Source organism: Paenibacillus marinisediminis, assembly GCF_054343325.1.
In genome coordinates this window covers 18,106-27,363 of the sequence record NZ_JBTGUH010000021.1, presented here as the reverse complement: position 1 = coordinate 27,363, position 9,258 = coordinate 18,106, and the positions used below count along the sequence as shown (strand labels likewise).

The 9,258-nt window shown below is 48.7% G+C and carries 6 protein-coding genes and 1 rRNA gene; 4 read left to right on the top strand and 3 right to left on the bottom strand.

Annotated features, from left to right (window positions below; genetic code table 11):
- Together ACXX53_RS22950 and ACXX53_RS22945 are read right to left on the bottom strand one after the other, a co-directional pair.
- Positions 1-91: ribosomal RNA gene (locus ACXX53_RS22950) — 16S ribosomal RNA — on the bottom strand; the annotation flags it as partial.
- A gap of 520 nt (positions 92-611) precedes the next feature.
- Entirely contained in the window at positions 612-2,198 is a 1,587-nt protein-coding gene (locus tag ACXX53_RS22945; RefSeq protein ID WP_458571013.1) for a bifunctional metallophosphatase/5'-nucleotidase, read from the bottom strand.
- 161 nt (positions 2,199-2,359) lie between these two features.
- On the opposite strand from ACXX53_RS22945, the gene ACXX53_RS22940 reads away from it, so the two are divergent.
- The 4 genes from ACXX53_RS22940 to phnE (ACXX53_RS22925) all read left to right on the top strand — a co-directional run bounded on the left by ACXX53_RS22940 (position 2,360) and on the right by phnE (ACXX53_RS22925) (position 5,752).
- Positions 2,360-3,289, top strand: coding sequence for a phosphate/phosphite/phosphonate ABC transporter substrate-binding protein (locus ACXX53_RS22940; RefSeq protein WP_458571012.1), 930 nt, complete (start codon positions 2,360-2,362; stop codon positions 3,287-3,289).
- Between the two features lie 101 nt (positions 3,290-3,390).
- Positions 3,391-4,164 carry a phosphonate ABC transporter ATP-binding protein gene (phnC, locus tag ACXX53_RS22935; protein ID WP_458571011.1) on the top strand — a complete coding sequence of 258 codons (774 nt, stop codon included), beginning with the start codon at positions 3,391-3,393 and terminating at the stop codon, positions 4,162-4,164.
- The gene (gene phnE, locus ACXX53_RS22930) at positions 4,161-4,952 is read left to right on the top strand and encodes a phosphonate ABC transporter, permease protein PhnE (RefSeq protein WP_458571010.1); all 792 of its coding nucleotides are present in this window, start codon (positions 4,161-4,163) and stop codon (positions 4,950-4,952) included. The genes phnC and phnE (ACXX53_RS22930) overlap by 4 nt, the downstream gene beginning before the upstream one ends.
- Positions 4,949-5,752, top strand: coding sequence for a phosphonate ABC transporter, permease protein PhnE (phnE, locus tag ACXX53_RS22925; protein WP_458571009.1), 804 nt, complete (start codon positions 4,949-4,951; stop codon positions 5,750-5,752). The genes phnE (ACXX53_RS22930) and phnE (ACXX53_RS22925) overlap by 4 nt, the downstream gene beginning before the upstream one ends.
- 192 nt (positions 5,753-5,944) lie before the next feature.
- On the opposite strand, the gene ACXX53_RS22920 is transcribed toward phnE (ACXX53_RS22925), so the two are convergent.
- Entirely contained in the window at positions 5,945-9,247 is a 3,303-nt protein-coding gene (locus ACXX53_RS22920) for an OmpL47-type beta-barrel domain-containing protein (RefSeq protein ID WP_458571008.1), read from the bottom strand.
- Between the last annotated feature and the right edge of the window lie 11 nt (positions 9,248-9,258).

The window sequence follows — 9,258 nt, the reverse complement described above, 5'->3', positions numbered from 1 at the left end:
GAGTGCAAGCACTCCATCAAGTTCGCTCGACTTGCATGTATTAGGCACGCCGCCAGCGTTCGTCCTGAGCCAGGATCAAACTCTCCATAAAAGTGTTTGACTTGCTCATTTATATTGCTGACGAGTTTAACTCGTTTATATCTAACATTCCCGCTGAATGAATCATGCGAACAAGTTCGCGTTGATCATTCTAGCGTTCGCTCGTTGTTCAGTTTTCAAAGAACAATTCGTAACTCGTAAGTTACTTTCTTTTGTTCACCGCCGTTCAGCGGCGACTTAATTAATATATCACATTAACAATCCGTAATGCAACATGTTTTTTTTACCAACCAATTCACTGTTATATAATAAATTGGCCGGAGACATAATATATCATGATCAGACATCTGCATCAAGAAACAATATTATCCACATCCACAAGGAACGCGAATATCATCTCTATTAAATGCAGTCTCTATCATTATAGGCTCACCGTTACATAATACTATGAACCACGATCAAACTTCAATGATCTTATTCATAGTTTAACCTCGTATGCTGCGAGTTCAATCTTTAATAGAGTATAAACTGTGAAATTGTTTCTCCCAATAGATAAGATCACCCGTCATCTGTTAACGTGCATACACCTTCCAATTCTGATCACATGACGCACGAATGATATTATGTTTATTTATATAGTTCACTACCAACTCAGCGATATCCTCCGTTATTTCACGAACGATCGGCTTCCCCCTATACATCTCATAATCTCCCCCGCCGCCCGCGCGATAGCTGCTCATCACCACATCATATTCAGCGTCATCTTCCAAAGGCTTGCCTTCACGATTAAGCTTCACTACCCGCTGGCCTATCGGCAGCGCAGCATTCAGTTCATACTCGATGCCTGCCCACATGTCATAGTTATAGTGTTGAGCTTTCGGTCGCAGAAATGCGGGATTCACCGCTATACTCCCCATTTCATCCAATGCAAAATAAGAAGCCGACTGCTCGAGCGCCGCCCGGATATCGCGACCTGTCAATCGCAGTACCTTCAATGTGTTGGGATAAATAAAGTTCATCAGCACATCCCGAATCGTGATGTCAGAGTGGAATCCAGGAGAGTGCTCGCTCAAGAGCGCGGCGTTAGAAAGCTGAGCGCCAGTCGCCTCCATCTGCACTTGATGAACAAATGCTAGAAACGGATGTGCGGCGATACGGCATTCATGGGCACTCGTTACCGTCAAGTCGCCTTCCACTTTTCCAATCGGCTGATCCAGCCAATGCTGTGTTTCGACCTCGATCTGCTGTACGAGCTGCATGACCGATTCGTCCGCTTCTGTCGTTTCCTCCGGATAGATAAGCTGTGGCTGCTTCGCAATTACCTTCCAACCATCGTCTGTTTTCGCAAGGTCAATGGCTATCTTCCCGATCGCTTGACCGTTACATCCCGGCTGAACTATAGATACACCATTCACTTCACCAGCAAGCAGCCGATGCTGATGACCCGTGATCAGAACGTCGATGCCCTCTACCTCCGTACATATCGCGTAACCTTGGTTCTCGCCTGTCAGCTTCTCAACAGCATGACCCGTTTCTATATCGCATTCGAAGCCGCCATGATAGGCGACCACCATCAAATCAGGCGCTTCCACGCTGCGAATATGCGCAACCCATGCCTTGGTAGCTTCAAGCGCATCCTTAAAGGTTAGTCCCTCAATATGCTCAGCAGCTTCCCAATTCGGGATGTAATGCGTAGTTACGCCTAGAATCGCAACCTTAACTTGTCCCTGAACCCATTTCACGATATAAGGTTGTCCAAAGAATGGAGCGCTTGTTTCCTCATGTAAAATGCTTGCTGACAGCCACGGAGACTTCGAATCACGCACCGCCTTCCCGAGCAACGGTAAGCCGTAGTTGAATTCATGGTTGCCTATCACCACAGCGTCGTAACTCAGCTCATTGAGCGCCGATATTACGGGCAGTGTCTTATCACTGAAATGGTTAACCGCATAGGTAGCAAGCGGCGTGCCTTGAATCAGATCACCGTTGTCGATCAACAGCAGGTTAGGATCAAGAGCCCGCTCCTGCTTAATTAGCGAAGCCAGCTTAGCTAGTCCTATAGGGCGCTCCTCATCAGAACGATAGTCAGTCGGGAATATGTGACCGTGAATATCACTCGTCGCTAGAATCGTGCAGCTCATCATGCGCTCATTTACCATCGGACAATTCTCCTTCGCATAACTTTCTAATATATAAACATACTATCACTTTTATAAGTAATAACTTAAAATATTACATTTTTTACAATTCTTTATTCTAGACTTTATGACCCGATAATAAATCTTTAATACAGTAGACAAGTGGCAATTATTAGAAATTCATGGAGGGATTCAGGTTGAAAAAGTTTCGTACATTGATGCTTCCCCTAGTAATATCGATGCTAGTATTCAGCGCTTGCAGCAGCGGGGGGTCATCCGCTAAAGGCTATGTTCCTGAAACGCTTAATGTACAGTTCGTTCCATCCCAGACAGCAGATACGCTGGAAGCAAAGGCTAAACCGCTGGAAAAATTACTTGGAGAAAAACTTGGCATTCCGGTTAAGGTCAGTATTTCTACCGAGTACAATACGATCATAGAGGCGCTGGCCTCCAAGAAGGTCGATGTCGGATTCCTGCCTCCAACTGCTTATGTACTAGCGAAGGAAAAGAACGCTGCCAATGTTATCCTTCAGGCACAGCGTTTTGGCGTCGAAGATGCAACAGGTGCTCCAACTAAGGAATTGGTTGACTTCTATAAAGCTATGATCATCGTAAAGAAAGACTCTCCTATTCAATCAATAAAGGACCTGAAAGGCAAGAAGATCGCCTACCAGAACGTGACTTCCTCAGCTGGCTACGTATGGCCTGCAGGTAAACTGCTCGACGAGGGACTTGATCCTCTCAAAGACGTTCAGCCAGTTACTGTAAAAGGTCATGACCAAGCGGTTATATCCGTCTTGAACGGCGATGTCGATGCGGCAGCTATATTCCAAGATGCGCGCAACGTCGTGAAAAAGGATTATCCATCTGTATTCGAAGATACACGCGTGCTCACCTTCACAGAAAAGATCCCTAATGATACAGTCGTTGCCCGCTCCGATATGGATCCGGCTTGGGTAGAGAAGATTCAGCAAGCCTTTATCGATATCGGCAAAGACGAAGCAGGCCATGCCATCATTAAAGATATCTACACCCACGAAGGATACGTGAAATCGGAAGACAAGATCTTCGATATCGTTCGGGAATATGGCAAAAAAGTAAAAACAGAATAGACCTACCACAAGTGTAAACATGATCAGCCAGTACGAGCGGACAGCGAATTCGTACTGGCTATCCTTATCTTTACGATACCTTATAAAGGACTGATCTGCGCATGATCGAAATACGCAACGTATCTAAGGTATATCCTAATGAAACGAAGGGACTTCAACATGTTAATCTGACGATTGAGAAAGGTGAATTCGTCGCGATTGTGGGCTTGTCGGGCGCGGGCAAATCGACCCTGCTTCGATCGATTAACCGGCTTCATGACATTACAGAGGGTGAGATTCTAATAGACGGAGCCTCTATTACGAGTGCAAAAGGCAAGCAGCTGCGCATCATTCGGCGCGGTATCGGCATGATCTTTCAGAACTTCAATCTCGTGAAGCGATCCTCCGTGCTGCGCAACGTGATGGCTGGACGAGTAGGCTATCACTCCAGCTTGCGTACGATATTGAACCTATTCCCCAAAGAAGACATCAACATCGCTTTCGAAGCACTTGATCGAGTTAATATCGTCGAAAAGGCATATATTCGCGCCGACCAGCTCTCGGGCGGCCAACAGCAGCGTGTCGCAATCGCGCGCGTACTGGCGCAGGAAGCGAAGATCATCCTGGCTGATGAGCCGGTCGCTTCACTTGACCCGCTGACAACTAAGCAAGTCATGGATGACCTGAAGCGTATCAACGCGGAGCTCGATATTACGACAATTGTAAATCTGCATTCCATACCATTAGCAAGGCAATATGCGACCCGTATTATCGGCCTGCGAGCAGGCGAAGTCGTGTTCGACGGTCCGGTATCAGAAGCGACGGATGAACGATTCGCGCAAATATATGGGCGGGCATTTCAGATCGAAGAAACGGCAGAGGAGCTAGCGTTATGAGCGGACATGCAGAAATACAACGTCCAAAGGCTCCTGGCAAGCTCAAGCATTACTTCACCGCGGCCTTAATCCTCATTCTGCTCTGGGCAAGCGCCATACAGACAGAATCCACACTTGGCGAGCTTATTACCGGCATACCGAACATGCTTGATCTTCTGATTGAGATGTTTCCGCCAAAATGGAGCTATTTCGATAATATTGCCGGGGCCATGCTCGATACGATTCGAATGGCGTTAGTCGGAACGACGATCGGAGCTATTCTAGCGATTCCAGTAGCCTTGTTGTGTGCCAGCAATATCACCAAGACTGGCTGGCTCTTCTATCCGGTTCGCTTCGTGCTGAATTTGATTCGCACGATTCCCGATCTGCTGCTCGCCGCCATATTTGTTGCCATATTCGGTATTGGACCTCTGCCTGGCATATTCGCGCTTACGATCTTCTCGCTCGGACTCGTCGCCAAGCTAACCTACGAATCGCTCGAAACGATCGACCAAGGTCCACTCGAAGCCTTGACCGCCGTTGGAGCAAACTCCATTCAGAAGATCATATTCGGCGTTATCCCCCAGATCACCGCACACTTTATCTCCTACACGCTCTATACATTCGAGATTAATGTACGTGCAGCAGCAGTATTAGGTCTGGTCGGTGCAGGCGGTATTGGCCATTATTACGAAGTTACTCTTGGATTTCTGGAATACGATAAGACCACCGTCATCATACTGTTTACACTCGTTATTGTTCTATTGATCGACTATATTAGCATGAAGCTGCGGGAGAAATTGATATGACGAAATCATGGAGTACGATTGTCCCGAAACCGCAAAAGCCCAAATATCGTTGGCTCATCTATCTAGCCCTGCTGCTCGTATACATATGGGCCTTCTCTGGAGTTCCATTGGTTGGATTCAAGGAAACCGCCTTACAGATCTCCCGGTCCATCTTCTCCGGCATCTTATCGCCAGACTGGGACTATGTGTATCTGCCCGACGGAGAGGACCTGCTGCGCGGACTGTTAGATACGCTTGCGATCTCAGTGCTGGGCACATTTGTATCCACTATCATCTGTATTCCGTTTGCCTTCTGGGCAGCCATGAACATGAGCCGTTCAAAAGTCGTGTCCGCATCAGGCAAGATGGTGCTCGGCTTTATCCGAACGTTCCCTGAGATCGTGATGGCGCTTCTGTTTATTAAGGCCGTTGGACCGGGCTCCTTCGCTGGTGTACTGGCGCTCGGACTGCACTCGATCGGGATGCTTGGAAAGCTGTTTGCCGATGAGCTGGAGAATATGGATCTGGGACCAACCGAGGCCCTCATCGCTTCCGGCGCAAGCCGCCTGCAGGTGCTCTGGTTTGCCGTCCTACCGCAGGTGCTGCCCGGCTTCCTTTCTTATACACTGTACCGCTTCGAGATCAATGTTCGCTCAGCCACTATTCTCGGCATCATCGGCGCAGGCGGGATCGGAACACCGCTCATCTTTGCAATTAGCACAAGGCATTGGGATCGCGTCGGCATCATCCTGCTGGGTATTATTATTATGATTACCGCCATTGATTTATTATCAGGCGCTATCCGCAAGAAGCTCGTATAACAATTAGGCTATGTTATAGTTTGTTGTTGAAATATGAAGAGCTCAGGATGATCAACAATGTTGTATAAAGTACAACTTAATGAGCTTGGCGTGTGGAAATCAACAATAACATTTAACAGAGCTAACAACCCAAGGGACTGTCCTGAATGTCATGAATGCTGTGAATCATGACCTAGGACAGTCCCTTTTAGTTTATTTCTTTACTTTAACAGTAATAATTGCACTAGAAGTTACACCCGCTGCATTGATGAGCTCACAGCGATATTGATAGACACCAGGCGCTCTGCCTGCGATGTCAGTAACAACTTGCTGGGCATTCGGGGAGACGGCTGTCAGCTGCTTCGAGTCGATCAGCTGATCATTTTCATACAAGCGGTATTCCGTCCCATTCGTGCCCCACCACATATTCATCGTAATCTTGTATTGTCCGTCACCATCCCAGTTGTCCTGCGATAATACCGGCTTGCCTGGAGCGGCGTCCGTGATCGTCACCTTTAACGGGCTGCAAGCAGTCGTTCCGAAGACATTGGTCAATTCACAAGTATAAGTATATGTTCCATTGGCTTTGCCCTTTATGTCTACCTGCGCGGTCTGCGCGCTTGGAGAGGCATCGACTAGCGTTTGTGTGCTGATCAGCACGCCATTCTCGTACAGCTTGAACTCAGAGCCGTTATTTCCCCACCACATATTCATCGTAACGGTATAATTGCCGTCGCGCAGCCCTGTAGCATGGCCGCTGTTGCTGGACAACACTGGCTTGCCTGGCACCCCTGTAGCATTCGGCTTCACAGGTGCTGCTTTCACTTTGAAAGTATAGCTGTTAGACGCTTGATTGCCTGCCTGATCCGTTACCGCATACTGGATCACATGATCTCCCAGTCCGAGCGACGCCGCTTGGAAGATCTGTCCGCTGCTGATAGTCTGACCATCCAGCTGCATTAGCTCAGTTGCGACACCAGACAGATCATCAGAACTGCTGAGGTTGAAGCTAAGCGTCGCAGTCTCTTCGACATCCGCAACGGCCTGCCCCGATTGAGTAAGGATAGCCGATGGAACTGTCTTATCCAGCTTCACCTGCAAGGATTGGACCGACTCAGTATTATTAGCAGCATCTGTTGAGTAATACTGCACGGTTGTTACACCTTCTGTTTGAATAACAACCGGGCCGTTGTAAACAGTTGTCTGTCCACCATTAAGCGAATAATAGGTCGTGACAGTGGCTGACTCTGGATCCACCGCAGTCAGACTAAAGCTTACGTCCTGCTTGAACCAACCGCTCATATTCGGTTCTGCCGATAACGCAATCGTTGTCGTCGGTGCCGTTGTATCCGCTTGGACCGTGAAGTCGCCTAATCCTCTAGGCTTCAATTGATAAACGCCCTTGAATATAGCCGCTATCCCCTTCACGCTCACGATCTGCCCTTCCTGATAAGGGAAGTTGGCAAGCGACAAACCGGTCCGGACGTCCACGCGAACATGATTGCTTACACTGCCCTTCACCGCATCGAACTCAAAGGAGCCTGCCGGACTAGCAGTAATGATATTGCGAATCGTCACTTCATTCAGCTCAATCAGTTGACCTTGATTGTCAGCGTTGACAGACCCTGCTGCAGCTTCCGCGGGCAGCTCAGCTGTACCTATCTTCTCAATCGCGACTGGATCAGCCAGCTCGAGCTCCGTATTAAAGAGCGCCAGCGGCGCTGTAATCTTAATCTTATCGCCTTGATGGAAGCCGCTAAGACTTTGGAAAACATATATTCCACCTGTCTCATCTTGTATGTAGAATGCTTGCCCTCCGAATGCTCCTGGTTCCGTCGTAATGACACCTTCTACGGTCACGACCGTCCCTTCCGCTTTCGATCGAGCGTCACTGATCGCGATCTTGCTCGGGATCGGATTCTCCTCATCCGGGAGCGGTTCGGCAGGAACGTTCGCTATCGTGACACTCTTCGTGTACAAGTTATTACCACTTTGCCGCAATCTTAGGTTAGCTGCGCCATTTGTACCCGACTTGATACGAACGGTTAGATCCTTGATGGCGCGTCCCTTGCTGTTTGAAGTCATGCTGAAGTTCGCGCTGTATCCAGGCGTTGTCGGCCATGTGCCGTCATCCTTCTGAATCATCGCCACCTGCGTGCCGCCTGTCAGATAGATTCCTACATTATAACCGGTTAACGTCGTGTTAGGCGGCAAATTGTCGATTGCCACACGTATTTGGAAGTCTTGTGCATTCGACAGCTGCGCTTGATGCACAAAGCTGTATGCTGGGTTTGCATTCACGACCGCACTGCCATAGGAGCCTGCTTTGAATGTTGAAGGATCCCACCATTTATAGCCCGCTGCCGGCGCAGCCCATGGTTCAGCCTGCGGCTCTGTTGAAGCTTCCGGCGCTTCGAACGGCAGCAGAGCAGTCGGCTGGTCCAGCTGAAGTCCCGCCACTTGATTCAGGCCCGTATAGCTCTCTTTGGTGGACAGCCAATTGACCATATTTACGAGCAGCACGCCGTCATTTTGCTCCTTGAAGCCGTCATAGGTCGTCTTCTTGGCACCTGTTTCTTCACGCAGATACTTAGGAGTAGCATCCTCTACTGGCGAGGAATCGCCGATAAATGCAGCCTTTCCAGCGCCTACCTTCGCAATAGCTGCGTAAGGGCCTTCAGCAATGCCGCCTCCGTTATATACTCCTTGGTCGACCGCATTCGGCCACGATTCATTTGTTTTTGGAAGATAGACAATTCCCTTTGCTTTGTTCGGATCGATGATCGCCAGAGTTGATCCGGCATGCATCGCTACTGTAGATACGCCCTCTGTGATGCCAAGCGCTTGATTTGAAGGCACGATCTGATTCGCTGTTATATCGCCTAACGCATTATAACGGAAGCGAACGCCAAACTTAGTGCCCAACCAGTCTGAGCTGACTACATCCTTCATTGCAATAGAGCTTTTTTCCTCTGCACTCATCCCTTTAGACGGATCTGTCCAAGCACCGCGGCGATAGCCGTTTATCGCTTCCGAGCCATCCCAACGGTTCTTGTTACGGTCAGCATTGTAGTGATCGCCGATAAAGAAGATACTGCCGCCTGCTAGTACATATTGCTCCATCGCTGTCTGCTCACTCTGTTTAAATGGAATATTCGGTTCTGATACGACGAACACATCATAGCTCTTCAAGTCATCATAGGTGAATGGACCTGCCTTGCGCAGTTCCTTAACATAATAACCGTCATTAGCCAGCGCATGTCCAAAATCAGAGAAGCCGCCGTCAATAACCCAATCTGCTGCGCCTGCTGTCTGCCCGTGCGTATTGTCAAACAGTACCTTTTTGCCTGCATTTTCATTGACTACCTTCGCTTCAATGAATGGTGCCGGATCAGCGGGGCCTTCCGCATGGATCGTGTCCATACCGCTCGTTAAGCCTATTTGCAGCGGCAGCGCTAACGAAAACGCCATGAGCAGCTTCAACCAAGAAGCTTTGAATCTAGCAAGCATCACCATTGCTTACCTCC